Annotated in this window: 17 protein-coding genes; 5 read left to right on the top strand and 12 right to left on the bottom strand. The window is 70.6% G+C overall.

Annotated features, from left to right (window positions below; genetic code table 11):
* Window positions 1-36: 36 nt before the first annotated feature.
* Window positions 37-789: an MBL fold metallo-hydrolase gene (locus AB8A24_RS17705; RefSeq protein WP_328963209.1), complete on the bottom strand. Its 753-nt coding sequence runs from the start codon at window positions 787-789 to the stop codon at window positions 37-39.
* Window positions 790-984: 195 nt separating this feature from the next.
* Here AB8A24_RS17705 and AB8A24_RS17700 point away from each other — a divergent pair, with 195 nt between their 5' ends.
* Both AB8A24_RS17700 and AB8A24_RS17695 read left to right on the top strand, forming a co-directional pair.
* The gene (locus tag AB8A24_RS17700; protein WP_328963208.1) at window positions 985-1,404 is read left to right on the top strand and encodes a hypothetical protein; all 420 of its coding nucleotides are present in this window, start codon (window positions 985-987) and stop codon (window positions 1,402-1,404) included.
* Window positions 1,401-1,844 carry a DUF488 domain-containing protein gene (locus tag AB8A24_RS17695; RefSeq protein WP_369476534.1) on the top strand — a complete coding sequence of 148 codons (444 nt, stop codon included), beginning with the start codon at window positions 1,401-1,403 and terminating at the stop codon, window positions 1,842-1,844. Before AB8A24_RS17700 ends, AB8A24_RS17695 begins: the two co-directional genes overlap by 4 nt.
* A gap of 173 nt (window positions 1,845-2,017) precedes the next feature.
* On the opposite strand, the gene AB8A24_RS17690 is transcribed toward AB8A24_RS17695, so the two are convergent.
* The 7 genes from AB8A24_RS17690 to clpS form a co-directional block, all read right to left on the bottom strand.
* Window positions 2,018-2,968: a cysteine synthase gene (locus AB8A24_RS17690; RefSeq protein WP_328963206.1), complete on the bottom strand. Its 951-nt coding sequence runs from the start codon at window positions 2,966-2,968 to the stop codon at window positions 2,018-2,020.
* The gene (locus tag AB8A24_RS17685) at window positions 2,968-3,246 is read right to left on the bottom strand and encodes a MoaD/ThiS family protein (protein ID WP_030010597.1); all 279 of its coding nucleotides are present in this window, start codon (window positions 3,244-3,246) and stop codon (window positions 2,968-2,970) included. Before AB8A24_RS17685 ends, AB8A24_RS17690 begins: the two co-directional genes overlap by 1 nt.
* Window positions 3,247-3,336: 90 nt before the next feature.
* On the bottom strand, window positions 3,337-3,444 hold the full coding sequence (locus tag AB8A24_RS17680) for a putative leader peptide (RefSeq protein ID WP_314252769.1): 108 nt from the start codon (window positions 3,442-3,444) through the stop codon (window positions 3,337-3,339).
* Between the two features lie 77 nt (window positions 3,445-3,521).
* Window positions 3,522-3,944 (bottom strand): M67 family metallopeptidase, encoded by a 423-nt coding sequence (locus tag AB8A24_RS17675; RefSeq protein WP_266357140.1) that lies wholly within the window; start codon window positions 3,942-3,944, stop codon window positions 3,522-3,524.
* Window positions 3,945-4,076: 132 nt separating this feature from the next.
* A complete protein-coding gene (locus AB8A24_RS17670; protein WP_369476530.1) occupies window positions 4,077-5,516 on the bottom strand; it encodes an amino acid permease in 1,440 nt (479 codons plus the stop codon).
* 318 nt (window positions 5,517-5,834) lie between these two features.
* On the bottom strand, window positions 5,835-6,437 hold the full coding sequence (locus AB8A24_RS17665; protein WP_328963204.1) for a DUF2017 domain-containing protein: 603 nt from the start codon (window positions 6,435-6,437) through the stop codon (window positions 5,835-5,837).
* On the bottom strand, window positions 6,437-6,751 hold the full coding sequence (gene clpS / locus AB8A24_RS17660) for an ATP-dependent Clp protease adapter ClpS (RefSeq protein WP_030010601.1): 315 nt from the start codon (window positions 6,749-6,751) through the stop codon (window positions 6,437-6,439). The genes AB8A24_RS17665 and clpS overlap by 1 nt, the downstream gene beginning before the upstream one ends.
* 143 nt (window positions 6,752-6,894) lie before the next feature.
* Between clpS and AB8A24_RS17655 the strand changes: the two genes are divergently transcribed.
* Window positions 6,895-8,223, top strand: coding sequence for a nicotinate phosphoribosyltransferase (locus AB8A24_RS17655; protein ID WP_328963203.1), 1,329 nt, complete (start codon window positions 6,895-6,897; stop codon window positions 8,221-8,223).
* Window positions 8,224-8,341: 118 nt separating this feature from the next.
* Window positions 8,342-8,944, top strand: a complete 603-nt coding sequence (locus tag AB8A24_RS17650; protein ID WP_030724296.1) for a nicotinamidase — start codon at window positions 8,342-8,344, stop codon at window positions 8,942-8,944.
* A gap of 63 nt (window positions 8,945-9,007) precedes the next feature.
* On the opposite strand, the gene AB8A24_RS17645 is transcribed toward AB8A24_RS17650, so the two are convergent.
* Together AB8A24_RS17645 and AB8A24_RS17640 are read right to left on the bottom strand one after the other, a co-directional pair.
* Window positions 9,008-9,310, bottom strand: a complete 303-nt coding sequence (locus AB8A24_RS17645; protein WP_033226620.1) for a hypothetical protein — start codon at window positions 9,308-9,310, stop codon at window positions 9,008-9,010.
* 112 nt (window positions 9,311-9,422) lie between these two features.
* Complete coding sequence (locus AB8A24_RS17640; RefSeq protein WP_369476586.1) at window positions 9,423-11,777, bottom strand: immune inhibitor A domain-containing protein; 2,355 nt, start codon at window positions 11,775-11,777, stop codon at window positions 9,423-9,425.
* Window positions 11,778-12,250: 473 nt separating this feature from the next.
* Between AB8A24_RS17640 and AB8A24_RS17635 the strand changes: the two genes are divergently transcribed.
* On the top strand, window positions 12,251-12,556 hold the full coding sequence (locus AB8A24_RS17635; protein ID WP_369476527.1) for a hypothetical protein: 306 nt from the start codon (window positions 12,251-12,253) through the stop codon (window positions 12,554-12,556).
* Between the two features lie 107 nt (window positions 12,557-12,663).
* Here the strand turns inward: AB8A24_RS17635 and AB8A24_RS17630 are convergent, their stop codons facing one another.
* Both AB8A24_RS17630 and AB8A24_RS17625 read right to left on the bottom strand, forming a co-directional pair.
* The gene (locus AB8A24_RS17630; protein WP_369476525.1) at window positions 12,664-13,398 is read right to left on the bottom strand and encodes an RDD family protein; all 735 of its coding nucleotides are present in this window, start codon (window positions 13,396-13,398) and stop codon (window positions 12,664-12,666) included.
* 99 nt (window positions 13,399-13,497) lie between these two features.
* A partial coding sequence (locus tag AB8A24_RS17625) for an RDD family protein (RefSeq protein ID WP_369476524.1) occupies window positions 13,498-14,284 on the bottom strand: 787 nt, incomplete at its 5' end.

Here is a 14,284-nt window from a genome sequence, read left to right as displayed (position 1 = left end):
GGGAGGGCGGGGGCTTCTCGTGCGTCGTGGCCGGGGTCAGACCTCGTAGACCGCGCCCGAGTACGCCAGGTCGACCGGGCCGTCGTAGACCGCGCGGGCGTCGGTGAGGTTCTGCTCGGGGTCGGTCCACGGCGGGATGTGGGTGAGGACGAGCCGGCCCACGCGACCGCCGGCCGCGTACTCGCCCGCCTCATGGCCGTTCAGGTGCAGACCCGGGATGTCCTCCTTGCCGTGCGTGAAGGAGGACTCGCACAGGAAGAGGTCGGCACCGTCGGCGAGCAGGCCGAGCTCGGGGCAGGTGCCGGTGTCGCCGGAGTAGGTGATCGAGCGGCCGCCGTGCTCGATGCGGATGCCGTACGCCTCGACCGGGTGGGAGACCCGCTCGGTGCGGACCTGCAGCGGGCCGATCTCGAAGGTCCCGGACTTCAGCGTGCGGAAGTCGAAGACCTCGCTCATCGAGCGCTCGTCGGGGACGTCGTCGTAGGCGGTGGTCAGCCGGCGCTCGGTGCCCTCGGGCCCGTAGACGGGAATGGTGCCGCAGCGGCCGCCCTCGTGCCGGTAGTAGCGGGCGACGAAGTACGCGCACATGTCGATGCAGTGGTCGGCGTGCAGGTGGCTCAGGAAGATCGCGTCGAGGTCGTAGAGGCCGATGTGGCGCTGCAGCTCGCCGAGGGCGCCGTTGCCCATGTCGAGGAGCAGCCGGAAGCCGTCGGCCTCGACGAGGTAGCTCGAACAGGCCGATTCCGCGGACGGGAACGACCCCGAACAGCCGACGACGGTGAGCTTCATGGAGCGTGAACCTCCGAGGACGGTCCGTGGACGGAATGCGGGCCGTGCGTGCGTCGAGCGTAAGGCGCGAAACGTCCGGTCGCTCCTCCGCGGCAGGCCGTTGTGGGGGGAATCACCTGCGCTGTCACCCGGGGGAGCGACGGTGGGCACGGGCGTTGCCATGCCGGGGCGTTCCCGCGCGGCTACGGTCGAAGCATGGACACGTCCTGGTGGCCCGCGGTGGCCGCGGTGGTGGCCGTGGCGCTGCTGGTGCTGGTCGCCGGGGGCCGCTTCGGGCTGCCGCGCCGGGCCCCGCCGGCGCACGGGGCCGGTCCGCCGCCGCAGCCGCGGGCGGGCGAGCTGTGGTGCCTGGCCGACGGGCGTACGTGCCTGGTCCTGGCGGTGGGGTCGGTACGGGGCCACCGGGCGCGGGTCGCGTGGATCACCGGGAAGTACGACGATCGGCGGGCCGGGGTGATTCCGCTGCCGCCGGGGACGGTCGGCGGGCAGGGCCGGGCGAGCTTCCTGGAGGCGGACCGGCCGGCGGAGGTGTCGCTGTGGGAGTTCCGGACCCGGCTGGGGATGCTGGACCCCGCGGTGTGGGACGAGATCAAGGGTCTGGGAGGCGCGCGGTGAAGCGGGAACCGGTGATCCGTCTGCGGCGGGTGTACGACCCGCCGGAGCCGGGGGCCGACGGGCCGGGGGTCCCCCCGGACGGAGTCTGGGGGAGGATCCTCGTGGACCGGCTGTGGCCGCGGGGCCTGGCGAAGGCGGTGGCCGGGGTCCGGGGGCACCTCCCAGCGGTAGCTGGGGGAGAGTGGCCGAAGGCGGTGACGCCGTCGACGGAGCTGCGGAGGTGGTTCCACGACGGGGGGTCGGCGGGGGAGTTCCGGGAGCGGTACGAGGCGGAGCCGGCGGAGCCGGCGGAGCCGGGGGCGGTGGCGGAGCCGGGGGCGGTGGCGGAGCCGGCGCGGCTCCGGTCGCTGGCCGAGGCGGGCCCGCTGACGTTGCTGACTGCGGTCAAGGACCCGGCGTCCAGCCACGCGGCGATCCTGGCGGAGCGGCTCGCGGACTAGCGGTGCGGTGTGGTGCCGCTGCGCGGAGCCTCTCCCCGCCCCGCCCTCTCGCCGTTTCCCGGGCTCTGCCCGGACCCGCGCCTCAAACGCCGGCGAGGCTGATTTCCAGCCTCGCCGGCGTTTGAGGCGCCCGGGTTCGGGGGCGGCGACCCCGCAGGGGACACGGCAGGGGGCTATGCCCAGAGCTGGCCCTGGAGGGCCTCGATGGCTTCCTCGGTGGTCGCGGCCGTGTAGACGCCCGTCGAGAGGTACTTCCAGCCGCCGTCGGCCACGACGAAGACGATGTCCGCCGATTCGCCCGCGGCCACCGCCTTGCGGCCGACGCCGATCGCCGCGTGCAGGGCGGCTCCGGTGGAGACGCCCGCGAAGATCCCCTCCTGCTGCAGCAGCTCCCGCGTCCGCGTCACCGCGTCCGCCGAGCCCACCGAGAAACGGGTGGTGAGCACGGAGGCGTCGTAGAGCTCCGGGACGAAGCCCTCGTCCAGGTTGCGCAGCCCGTAGACGAGGTCGTCGTAGCGCGGCTCGGCCGCGACGATCTTGATGCCGGCCACGTGTTCGCGCAGGTAGCGGCCGACGCCCATGAGGGTGCCGGTGGTGCCCAGGCCCGCGACGAAGTGGGTGATGGAGGGGAGGTCCGCGAGGATCTCCGGGCCCGTGGTGGCGTAGTGCGCGCCCGCGTTGTCCGGGTTGCCGTACTGGTAGAGCATCACCCAGTCCGGGTGCTCCGCGGCCAGTTCCTTGGCCACCCGGACCGCGGTGTTCGAGCCGCCGGCGGCCGGCGACGAGATGATCTCGGCTCCCCACATGGCCAGCAGGTCACGCCGCTCCTGGCTGGTGTTCTCCGGCATCACGCACACGATGCGGTAGCCCTTGAGCTTGGCCGCCATCGCCAGCGAGATGCCGGTGTTGCCCGAGGTGGGCTCCAGGATGGTGCAGCCGGGCTTGAGCCGGCCGTCCTTCTCGGCCTGCTCGACCATGTGGAGCGCGGGGCGGTCCTTGATCGAGCCGGTCGGGTTGCGGTCCTCCAGCTTCGCCCAGATGCGGACGTCGTCCGAGGGCGACAGTCGGGGCAGCCGGACCAGCGGCGTGTTGCCGACCGCGGCCAGCGGGGAGTCGTAGCGCATTACTTCGATCCGCCGGCCACGGCCGGGAGGATGGTGACGCTGTCGCCGTCCTTGAGGGCGGTGGAGATGCCGTCGAGGAAGCGGACGTCCTCGTCGTTGAGGTAGACGTTGACGAAGCGGCGCAGCTGGCCGCCGTCGACGATGCGCTCCTCGATGCCCTTGTGACGGGTCTCCAGGTCCGCGAAGAGGTCGGCGAGGGTCGCGCCCTCACCGGAGACGGCCTTCTCGCCTTCGGTGTAGGTGCGGAGGATGGTGGGGATGCGGACCTCGATGGCCATGGCTGTCTCCAGTCGTCGGGGAGTGCGTGAAAAGCGTGGAAGCGTGCGGCGCGCGGTTCGTCGGCCCTCCGCGCGGAAGGGCTCCGGTACTCAGAGCGCAGGACAGATGGCGCTGGCGAGGCGGCACAGGTCGACGTGCAGCCGCGCCACGAGCAGCAGCCTGCCGGGCGTCTCGATGCTCACGTCGTGGGAAACCATGCGGTCATGTTAACGATTCCCGGTCCCCCGTTTGGAGTGTGATCCCGCATCGTGGACGTCCGTCGCTCACATACTGGTCAGTAGGCGTCGACGACCTGCACTTCTTCCTCGGTGATCACTCCGTCGACGATCCGGTACGAGCGGAACTGGAACTCTCCGAGGCCGTCCTTGTCCGCCGTCGAGACGAGGACGTAGTGCGCGTGGGGCTCGTTCGCGTACGTGACGTCCGTGCGCGAGGGGTACGCCTCGGTCGCGGTGTGCGAGTGGTAGACGATCACCGGCTCCTCGTCGCGGTCGTCCAGATCGCGGTAGAGCTTCAGCAGATCCTTCGAGTCGAACTCGTAGAACGTGGGCGAGCGGGCCGCGTTGAGCATCGGGACGAACCGCTCGGGGCGGTCGGTGCCCGCCGGGCCGGCCACGACACCGCACGCCTCGTCGGGGTGGTCCTGGCGGGCGTGCTCGACGATCCGGTCGTACAGGTCCTGGGTGAGGGTCAGCATGAGCGACAGGATAAGCAGACGGGCCCCTACGTACCGAGGAGTGGTACGCAAGGGCCCGCATGGTGGACACAAGGTCCGTGGGAGTGCGGTTCCCGGCCGCGGCGGGCGGCCGGGACTCGCGGTGTCCGGGTGCTACGAGGCCTTGGTGAAGGCCGCGCCGCGCGGGTCGCGGGACTTCATGACCAGGTAGGAGACACCGAGGATCAGACCCCACAGCGGGGCGCAGTACAGCGAGACGCGGGAGACCTTGTCGGCGCCCATCATCACGATGACCATGCCGATGAAGAGCAGCGCGAACCAGCTCGTGTACGGGGCGCCGGGGGCGCGGAACGCGGACTGCGGCAGCTCGCCGCGGTCGGACTTGGCCCGGTAGCGGATCTGGCAGACCAGGATCATGATCCAGGCCCACATGCCGGAGATGGTGGCGAAGGAGACGACGTAGTCGAAGGCCTTGCCCGGGGCGACGTAGTTGATCCAGACGCCCACCAGCATCAGCGCGGCGGAGAAGGTGGTGCCGACGAGCGGGGTGCCGCTCTTGGTGAGCTTGGTGAAGACCTTCGGGCCCTGGCCGTTGATGGCGAGGTCGCGGAGCATGCGGCCGGTGGAGTACATGCCCGAGTTGCAGGAGGACAGGGCGGCGGTCAGCACGACGAAGTTGACGATCGCGGCGCCGATGCCGAGGCCCATGCGCTCGAAGGCGGCGACGAAGGGCGAGACGCCCGGCTGGAAGTGCGTCCACGGGACGACCGACAGGATCATGATCAGCGCGCCGACGTAGAAGACGGCGATGCGCCACGGCACGGTGTTGATGGCCTTGGGCAGGGTCTTCTCGGGGTCCTTGGACTCGCCGGCGGTGACGCCGACCAGCTCGACCGCGAGGAAGGCGAACATCACGATCTGCAGGGTCATCAGCGTGCCGCCGATGCCCTTGGGGAAGAAGCCGCCGTCGTTCCAGAGGTTGGAGACGGTGGCGGTGTCGGCCGCGTCGGAGAAGCCGATGGTGAGGATGCCGGCGCAGATCAGGATCATGCCGACGATGGCGGTGACCTTGACCATGGAGAACCAGAACTCCAGCTCACCGAAGAGCTTCACGGAGATCAGGTTGGCGGCGTAGAGGATGACCGTGAAGATCAGCGCGTAGGCCCACTGCGGGAAGCTGTCGTGGGTCCAGTACGACATGTACTGCGCGGCCGCGGTGACCTCGGTGATGCCGGTGACCACCCAGAACAGCCAGTACGTCCAGCCGGTGACGTATCCCCAGAACGGGCCCAGGAACTCGCGGGCGTAGTCCGAGAAGGAACCGGAGACGGGGCGGTACATGAGCAGCTCGCCCAGGGCCCGCATGATGAAGAAGATGACCAGGCCCGCGATGGCGTACGCCAGGATCAGGCTGGGTCCGGCCTTGGAGATGGCCTTGCCCGCTCCGAGGAACAGGCCGGTGCCGATGGCCCCGCCGATCGCGATCATCTGGATCTGACGGGCGCCGAGCGTGCGGTGGTAACCCTCGCCGCCTTCGCCCGAACCGCCCTCGCCGGGCGTCTTGTCGTGCTGCTCGACCTGCACAGAGGTCATGTCTGGTGCGCCTTTCTCCACGCCGACCCGCGCCTTCGTTGGCTGCGGATCGGGTCCTCGATCCCCCCGGATACGGATGGAGTTGCACGCCGGCGATCAGCCGGGCCAAGCCAGCCGGGGGACATGGGTGGCGTCCCTTCGGCAGTCGTGAAGATTTATCACGGCCTTACGGCTGCCCGAGGGGGAGAAATGTGGCGCAGGGCATCAAAAATTCACCCCATAGACCTAGAAATGGATCAGATCACCGCATGGCGGTGATCTGATCGTTATCCGGATTTGAGCGTCCGCTGAGCGAACAGTGTTCCCCTTTGAGGATTCTCAGAGGGTTTCGATCAAGGTTTCCTGGAGGCCGCCGAGCCAGAGGTAGGCCATCACCATCGGCTTGCGCGGGTCCTCGTCCGGCAGTCGGAACAGCACCGCGCTCTCGTCGTCCTCGGTGATGTCGAGCCGGGCCGCGATGGTCAGGCGCAGGTCGTTGAGCGCGCCGAGCCAGCGCAGCGGCAGCTCGCCGGACAGCTCCAGCACCGCCGCCTCGTCGCCGGCCGGGGTCAGCCCGTCCAGGCTGCGTACGACGGCCAGCGCGTCCTCGCGCTTGCGGGCGCGCAGGTCGTTCTCGGTGAAGCGGCGGAACTCCGCGGAGCGGGCCGCGAGCTCCTCGGGGTCCACCCCCTTGTCACCGGCCCCGTCGGGGGCCCCGTAGGCGTCGGGGAAGAGCCGGGCCAGCGCCGGGTCGGACGGGGGCTCGGAGGGGCCCTCCGCGAACAACGCGGCGAGCGGGTCGGCGTCCTCGGCGGGCTCCGGCGCACCGGGGCCGATCAGCTCCAGCAGTTGGACGGCCAGGGAACGCAGGATCGAGATCTCGATCTCGTCGAGCGCGATGGCGGCGCCGCCGCCCTTCAGGGACTCGAAGGTGCCGCCCATCAGTTGCGGTCCTGCGAGAGGGTCGCCCACAGGCCGTAGCCGTGCATGGCCTGCACGTCGCGCTCCATTTCCTCGCGGGTGCCGCTCGACACGACCGCCCGCCCCTTGTGATGGACATCGAGCATCAACTTGTGTGCCACGTCCTTCGAGTAGCCGAAGTACGCCTGGAACACGTACGCCACGTAGCTCATGAGGTTGACCGGGTCGTTGTGCACCAGGGTCACCCAGGGGACGTCGGGTTCGGGGACCGCGAAGGTCTCTTCGGCGGATTCGGTGCGTTCGATCTCAACAGGAGCAACACTCACTCGTCCCATGCTGCCACCTCGACTGCGCCGCCGCCCAAACAGGGGTCGGACGACCCCCGCGACCGACCGCTCATGTGCCCCGCGACGGCCCGGTCCCACAATCGCCCCCTACATCTCGTCACTTTGACGAAATGTGCGCTAGCATCCCAGCCATGAACCCTGCGGACCTGGGCCTGCCGGTGGACGTGCCGTCGACAGCGCTCTTCACGGATCACTACGAGCTCACGATGCTGCAGGCCGCCCTGGCCAACGGCACCGCCGATCGACGCTCGGTCTTCGAGGTGTTCACCCGCCGGCTGCCCGAGGGCCGCCGCTACGGGGTGATCGCCGGAACCGGGCGGGTGCTGGACGCGGTGGAGAACTTCCGCTTCGACGGCGCGGTGCTGGAATTCCTGCGCGAGCGGGCCGTCGTCGACATGCGGACGCTGGACTGGCTGGCCTCGTACCGCTTCTCCGGCGACATCTGGGGCTACCCGGAGGGGGAGGTCTACTTCCCCGGCTCCCCCGTCCTGCGGGTGGAGGGCAGCTTCGCCGAGTGCGTGCTGCTGGAGACCGTGATCCTGTCGATCCTGAACCACGACTCGGCGATCGCCGCGGCCGCCTCCCGGATGTCCTCGGCGGCCGGCGGACGCCCGCTGATCGAGATGGGCGCCCGGCGCACCCACGAACTGGCGGCCGTCGCCGCTTCGCGGGCCGCGTACGTGGGCGGCTTCACCTCGACCTCGGACCTGGCGGCCGGATTCCGGTACGGCATCCCGACGGTCGGCACGAGCGCGCACGCCTTCACCCTCGTCCACGACAGCGAGCGGGACGCCTTCACGGCGCAGGTGGACTCGCTGGGGCGGGGCACCACCCTGCTGGTGGACACGTACGACGTGGCCGAGGCCGTCCGCACGGCGGTGGAGATCGCCGGACCGGAGCTGGGCGCGGTCCGGATCGACTCCGGAGACCTGCTGCTGGTGGCCCACCGGGTGCGGCAGCAGCTCGACGAGCTGGGCGCGACCTCGACGAAGATCGTGGTCACCTCGGACCTCGACGAGTACGCCATCGCCTCGCTGGCGGCGGCCCCGGTCGACACCTACGGCGTGGGCACCCAGCTGGTGACCGGCAGCGGGCACCCGACGTGCTCGATGGTCTACAAGCTGGTGGCGCGGGCCACGTCGGCGGATCCGAAGGCGGCGCTGGCCCCGGTGGCCAAGAAGTCCTCGGGCGGCAAGACCTCCATCGGCGGCCGCAAGTGGGCGGCGCGGCGGCGGGACGCGGAGGGGGTCGCGGAGGCGGAGGTCATCGGCGTGGGCCCGGTGCCGGCGGCGCTGGCCGACGACCAGCTCCTGACCCAGCTGGTCAAGTCCGGCGAGGTGGTGGCCCGCGAGCCGCTGGAGGCCGCCCGGGACCGCCACCGCGCGGTGCGGGCGAGCCTGCCGCTGTCCGCGACGCAGCTCTCGCGCGGCGAGGCCGTGATCCCGACGGAGTACGTGTAACCCCGCGGCGCCGCTGCGGGGTCCGGAGCAGGGCCCCAGTTTCGGGAAGGGGCGGGGTGGGGGAAGAGCCCCCCGCAGGGCCCGCCGCAGCACACCATCGAGCCGAAGGGCACGCGAAATGCACCGCGCACTGATCGTCGTCGACGTACAGAACGACTTCTGCGAGGGCGGCAGCCTCGCGGTCACCGGCGGAGCCGACGTCGCCGCCGCCGTCACCGAGTACATCGGCCAGGCCACGCCCGCGTACCGGCACGTCGTCGCCACCCGCGACCACCACGTCGACCCGGGGTCGCACTTCGCGCACCCGCCGGCCGAGCCGGACTACGAGACCTCCTGGCCCGTCCACTGCGTCGCCGGGACCGAGGGCGTGGGCTTCCACCCGAACTTCGCCCCCGCCGTGGCCTCGGGAGCCGTCTCCGCCGTCTTCGACAAGGGCGCGTACGAGGCCGCGTACAGCGGCTTCGAGGGCGCCGACGAGAACGGCACGACGCTCGGCCAGTGGCTGCGGGACCGGAACGTCACCGAGGTGGACGTGGTCGGGATCGCCACCGATCACTGCGTGAAGGCCACCGCCCTCGACGCCTCCCGCGCCGGCTTCGGCACCCGGGTCCTGCTGGACCTGACCGCCGCCGTGGCCCCGCACACGACCGCACGGGCCCTGGACGAGCTCCGTACGGCCGGTGTGAAGCTCGTCGGCGGCCGCGCCGACCAAGCCCCCTAGGCACCCCCAGGCGCTCCTGGAGGGGTCCTGCCGGTCGGGCCCGGCCCGACCGGCAGGACGCCCCTACGTGCCCAGCAGGGCGCGGATGGGGTGCCAGAGCTCCTGCGCGCGGTCCGGTGCGCCGCGCCAGAGCAGGCCGTCCGGATGGTGCAGGACGGCCGTGACCTCGTCCGGGGTCGGCGGGTGCGCGTTGCCCCGCAGGTACACCGCCCGCATTCCGAGGTTCCGCAGCCTGGTCAGGGCGCGGGCCCGGTTCGCGGCGTGCACCAGCACGCGGACATTTCCGCCTTCTCCGGACGGCCTCGGCAGTGTGAGCGCAACCACCACACTGCCGCCCGGCAATCTCACGAAACCGCCGCCTGGCATCGCTGTCATCTCCCCCGTCAATAAGAAACTCGTACCGGGCATCTAAACGCGAACGGCCGCCGCCCGCTAGAGGGCGACGGCCGATCATGCTCTGACCTGCGGTTTTAACGAGTTACTTCGAGGAGGGGCCGACCTCGATGGTCATGACCTCACCGTCGTAGGTCTCCTTCAGGATCTTGATCTTGGTGTTGGTGTCAGTGACCTTCACCGATCCGGTCGGGTTCTCGTCGTAGTAGTACTTGCCCTTGTGGTCGTCGAAGACCAGGTTCGCGGGCTTCGGCTTGAGGAAGAGCTCCTCGCCGTTCTTGTGCAGGGTGAACGCATCCGTGGAGTACGCGCTGAAGGTGGCGTCGTACGGCTGGATCTTGTTGCGGAGCAGCGTGCCGTCCGCCCACTTCATGGGCTTGGCGTTGGCGTCGATCGGGAGGATCAGACCCTGGCCCGGGTGGACGCTGGTGTTGTTGTCCTTCTGGCTGGTGTCCCACTGCCAGATGAGCAGACCGTCCTGGTACGGGTAGTGCTCGACCCAGTCCGGCTTGGTGTTGCCGAAGCCGAAGTTGTACGGGCCCACCTTGAGGGTGGAGTCGTACGACACGTAGCGGCGGTTCTCCGCGATGTAACGCTGCGCGTACTCCTTGGAGAAGTCGGCGCCGATGCGCGAGAAGCCCTTGCCGGTCCAGCCGTTGTCGCCGTTCTCGGCGCCGTCGGTGAACAGCGCGGAGCCGTCCGCGGTCAGGGAGATGGCGTCGGCCGCGAAGCCCTTGCCGCCCGCGCCGCCGTCCGTCTGGTAGCGGAAGCGGAGGTCGACCTTCTTGCCCGCGTAGGCGTCGAGCGGGAAGTTCAGCGACTTCCAGGCACCCGAGACACCGGTGAGCGACGGGCTGCCGGAGGCGTCGACCGGGAGGGCCGTGCCGTCGGCGGTGCCGGCCAGCGCGGTCCAGGTGGCGCCGCCGTCCGTGGACACCTCGGTGTAGAGGTAGTCGTAGTCGGCCTCGATGTCCCACCAGCCCTTGAGGGACAGGGCGGCGGACTTCTTGCCGGTCAGGTCGACCGAGCGGGTCAGGGTGTTCTTGAGGTCGTCACCCATGTTGCTCCACCACTGGGTGGAGCCCTCGGCCGGCTTGACGACCTCGGTCTTGACCTGCTTCTTCGGCAGCTCGACGACCAGCGCCTGCTTGTCCTTGGTGTTGAACGCCGACACACCCAGCTTGTGGGTGGACTTCGTCGCGGCCTTGGCCGTGTCGTAGTTCAGCCAGCCCAGCTGGAGCTTGTCCCAGGCGGTCATGTCGCCCGGGGTGTCACCGATGGAGTCCTTGCCCTTGCCGAGCCAGGAACCGGCCGACATCAGGGACCAGAAGCCGACGCTGTTGTCGCCGCCACCGGTGGTGTCGTAGAGGTCCGGCAGACCGAGGTCGTGACCGTACTCGTGCGCGAAGACACCGAGGCCGCCGTTCTCGGGCTGCATCGTGTAGTCGCCGACCCAGATGCCGGTGCTGCCGATCTGGGTACCGCCGGCCTTGTTGTTGTCCGGGCCGGTCTTGCCCGCCGCGGTGCCGTAGGCGTACCAGCGGTGCGCCCACAGCGCGGTCGTGCCCTGAACGCCGCCACCGGCCGACTCGTCCTCGCCCGCGTGGACGATCTGGAAGTGGTCGATGTAGCCGTCGGGCTCGTTGAAGTTGCCGTCGTTGTCGAAGTCGTAGCGGTCCCACTGGTCGTACTGGGACAGCTGCGCCTTGATCTGCGCGTCGGTCTTGCCGGCCTTCTTCTGGGCCTCCGACCATGCGGTGACGCCGTCCTTGACGGTGTCCCACACGTTGGAGCAGTTGGTCTGGCCGCAGTAGTTGGAGCCGTAACGGCCCTCGTTGTACGGGACCTTGACCCAGTCGGCGACCTCACCCTCGACCGAGTAGCGGCCCGAGGAGGTCTTCTCGTAGTAGGTCTTCAGCGACTCCTTGCCCTGACCCGTCGCGAAGTACAGGTCCTGGAAGTACTGACGGCTGAAGTCCTTGCGCCAGGCGGTGCTGTTGTCCTTGGCGCGGTCCGGCTGGGCGATCGTGTTGTGCAGCGGACCGGGGGTACCGCCGTACTTGGGCGCCTCGGGCCTGGGGCCCGGGCCGTCCGGGTCGTACATGGTCGTGCTGTCGACCTGGTCGCCGAACTCGACGAGGATCGTGAAGATCTTGTCGGTCTTCTCGCGGCCGAGCTCGACGTACTTCTTGTCGTCGAGCTTGACGACCTTGGAGGCGCCGCGCTGCTCGACGCCCTTCTTGCCGGTCAGGACCTGATCCAGGGCGGCCGCGCGCTGCTTGGCCTGCTGGTCGCTGAACGGGCCCTTGAGGTCGTGCTCGACGACCTTCGAAGGCGACGTCGGGTCCTGCCGGTCGGCCGCCGGGGCGGCCGGAGCCTTACCCTCGGCCTGAGCCGCGGTAACGGTGAAGAAGGTGGCGCTTGTCGCACAAGCGGCCATGGTCACGGTGACAGCGGCAGCGCGTATCGCACGCCGTCTGGCGGAATTGCTGGTCACTTGATGTCGTTCCCCTCCCGCGGCCGCAACGTTGGTCGGAACTTCTCCATAGGAGCGGGGGGTTCCGCGCGGCGCGCGTCTCAAGTGACGACATTTGACCGGAGGGAAGCAAGAAAAGACAGACCTTGACTTGACCCTTACAACTGCACTATGCGGTCAGGGAGTTCCGCTATCCGGACGTTCCGCAGCCATACGGGGCGAAGGGCCCTTCCTGACCCCGCCGGCGGTCCGTCCCGTCCCCCTTTCTCCCCCTGCCGTCGCCCGGAAAATGATCCTGTGCGCCCCCTGTGCTCCGGCACCGTGTGTTAGGTCACGCTTACCGGCGGTCCGACTCGGGCATCTCCCGTCATAGAGTCACTTGACGCGCGAACTGGTTGAGCCGACTCCCCCTCCCCTCACCGAGGACGGATATCGCCATGCCGCGTCCGACTGCCGCACAGCTCGCGTACGGGTCCGCCACGGTCGTCGTGTCGACGATCGCCATGCTGCTGCTCTCGCAGACGAGCACCGGGCTCGGCGTCGCGGTCATCTCCGCCGCCGCGCTCGCCCTGGGTCTGCTCGTCGCGCTCACCGTGCCCCTGCCGCGCCGCCGTGGCCGCCACGCGGCGCGTACGGGCGCCTCCCGGGCCGCCGCCACCCCCACCGCCCAGGAGGGCGCGACAGGGGGCGCCCTGGTGCCCGAGCCCCGGACGGCTTCGGCCGAACACCCCGTACATCACTGACGATCGACGCCGGACGCGGCGCGGGCGGCCTCCCCGGAGGGAGGCCGCCCGTGTGGCGATGCGTCATGTCCAGTGCTGTGGCCCGGTGGACCTTTCCGGTCGGAGCACTAGCCGGTGGCCTGGACCACCACGGTCTTGGCGACCTTGTCGTGCAGGCCCTGCTTGTACGGCTTGTCGACCAGGATCGAGACGATCAGCGCGATCGGCCACAGGCAGGCGCAGCAGATCAGGGTCGGCAGCCAGAGCACGGCGGCGCGCGACAGGGCGGCGTTGGAGTTCGGCACGCTGCCGTCGTTGAGCATCGCGACGCGCAGGCGCATGGCCTTCTTGCCGACCGTCTGGCCGTTCTTCTTGGTGAACCACCAGTCGTAGCCGACGTACGCGACGATCGAGATCAGGGTCATGATCAGGCCGCTGCCGCTGTAGGACTTGCTGAAGACCTCGCTGATGTCCTCGCCCTGGTCGGTGTCGTACCGGTAGCGGTTCGCGCCGAACGCCCACTGGATGAGGGCCAGCGGGATGGCGATGATCACGACGTCGATGATGCGCGCGAGGAGCCGCTTGCCGAAGTCGGCGAGCGGGGGCATCCCGGCGAGCGGATCGGGCATGCCGCCGCCGCTCCCGCCGTACGGGTCCCCGCCGCCGTACGGGGGCGGCGGGGGCGGGTATCCCCCGCCGGCGCCCGGACCGCCGGGCGGGCCTCCGGGCGGGGGCGGCGGACCACCGCTACCGGGGGGCGGCGAGCCGTACGGCGAACCGCCCGACGGAGGCGTCGGTTCCTGGGGCTTCTTGAGGAACGGGTCGTCCTCGGGCGGCTGGCCCGGCGGCTGGTCGGTACTCATGGCCCGAGTCGAACCCGGCTCCGACAGCCTCGCAACGGGACCGCGTCCATTCGGGGGCAGGGGTGGGCCCAGGGGCGCGGCCGGGCCCTCCGGGCGCGCTCAGCGGGCCACGTACGTCCGGGCCGCCTTGTCGTGCCAGGCCTGGCGGCGCGGGCGGTCCACGAGGCACCAGAGGCTGCCCGGAAGGCCGAGGAAGGCGTACACCAGCCACCGGCGCAGGGCCGCGCCGAAGGTGGGCGGGCGCAGGGTGGCGGTGGCCAGGACCCGGACGCCCAGCAGCTTCTTGCCCGGGGTGCGGCCCCAACGGGCCGTGGGCAGCGCCTCGTAGAGGATCCCGAAGAGGAGGACGGCGCCGAGGACCACGCCCAGGTGACCGGCGATGGTCCCGTCGAGGAGCCAGACGGTGGTGGTGCGGCCGCTCGCCCGGGCGGCGGCCACCTTGGCCTCGACGTGGGCGGTGGCCCCGGGCAGGAGGGGCCGGGCCACGGCCACCGCGACGGCGGCGTGGACGAGCGAGTCCAGGACGCGGGCCATGGCCCGGCGCGGCAGTCCGGCGGGGCGCACGGCCCGCTCGGCCATCCGCTCGAACACCTCCCGGGGCGTACGGGCCCCCGCGGGGCGGGAGCCGGAGCCGGCGGGGCGGACCTCCTCGGGCCCGAGCGGCTCCCGGCTCTGCGGCTGGGGCCGAGCCTCCGGCCGGGGCTCCGACGGGGCCGGCGCCTCGGGCCGGGTCGCGATCCTCGGGCGCACTCCGGCGGGGCGCGGCGCCCACACCTCGGGCCGGTCGGCGGCCGGGGCCTCGGGGGTGAGGGGCCGCGGCCGGGACGGCGCACGGTACGGCTGTGGGATCTTCGCAACGGTCAGCAGCTCCAGCAGTGGAACGACT

It is taken from the genome of Streptomyces sp. BF23-19 (genome assembly GCF_041106355.1).
GTDB lineage: Bacteria > Actinomycetota > Actinomycetes > Streptomycetales > Streptomycetaceae > Streptomyces > Streptomyces virginiae_A.
Note: the sequence above shows the minus strand (reverse complement) of the source record. Positions and strands in the feature narration are given on the sequence as shown.

What these genes read in the sequence shown, in the direction of transcription:
- AB8A24_RS17630 (WP_369476525.1), bottom strand. Translation starts at nt 13,398, where the DNA reads ATGAGTACCGACCAGCCGCCGGGCCAGCCGCCCGAGGACGACCCGTTC.
- AB8A24_RS17655 (WP_328963203.1), top strand. Translation starts at nt 6,895, where the DNA reads ATGAACCCTGCGGACCTGGGCCTGCCGGTGGACGTGCCGTCGACAGCG.
- AB8A24_RS17705 (WP_328963209.1), bottom strand. Translation starts at nt 789, where the DNA reads ATGAAGCTCACCGTCGTCGGCTGTTCGGGGTCGTTCCCGTCCGCGGAA.
- AB8A24_RS17670 (WP_369476530.1), bottom strand. Translation starts at nt 5,516, where the DNA reads ATGACCTCTGTGCAGGTCGAGCAGCACGACAAGACGCCCGGCGAGGGC.
- AB8A24_RS17640 (WP_369476586.1), bottom strand. Translation starts at nt 11,777, where the DNA reads ATGGCCGCTTGTGCGACAAGCGCCACCTTCTTCACCGTTACCGCGGCT.
- AB8A24_RS17645 (WP_033226620.1), bottom strand. Translation starts at nt 9,310, where the DNA reads ATGCCAGGCGGCGGTTTCGTGAGATTGCCGGGCGGCAGTGTGGTGGTT.
- clpS (WP_030010601.1), bottom strand. Translation starts at nt 6,751, where the DNA reads ATGGGACGAGTGAGTGTTGCTCCTGTTGAGATCGAACGCACCGAATCC.
- AB8A24_RS17675 (WP_266357140.1), bottom strand. Translation starts at nt 3,944, where the DNA reads ATGCTGACCCTCACCCAGGACCTGTACGACCGGATCGTCGAGCACGCC.
- AB8A24_RS17665 (WP_328963204.1), bottom strand. Translation starts at nt 6,437, where the DNA reads ATGGGCGGCACCTTCGAGTCCCTGAAGGGCGGCGGCGCCGCCATCGCG.
- AB8A24_RS17650 (WP_030724296.1), top strand. Translation starts at nt 8,342, where the DNA reads ATGCACCGCGCACTGATCGTCGTCGACGTACAGAACGACTTCTGCGAG.
- AB8A24_RS17700 (WP_328963208.1), top strand. Translation starts at nt 985, where the DNA reads ATGGACACGTCCTGGTGGCCCGCGGTGGCCGCGGTGGTGGCCGTGGCG.
- AB8A24_RS17685 (WP_030010597.1), bottom strand. Translation starts at nt 3,246, where the DNA reads ATGGCCATCGAGGTCCGCATCCCCACCATCCTCCGCACCTACACCGAA.
- AB8A24_RS17690 (WP_328963206.1), bottom strand. Translation starts at nt 2,968, where the DNA reads ATGCGCTACGACTCCCCGCTGGCCGCGGTCGGCAACACGCCGCTGGTC.
- AB8A24_RS17680 (WP_314252769.1), bottom strand. Translation starts at nt 3,444, where the DNA reads ATGGTTTCCCACGACGTGAGCATCGAGACGCCCGGCAGGCTGCTGCTC.
- AB8A24_RS17635 (WP_369476527.1), top strand. Translation starts at nt 12,251, where the DNA reads ATGCCGCGTCCGACTGCCGCACAGCTCGCGTACGGGTCCGCCACGGTC.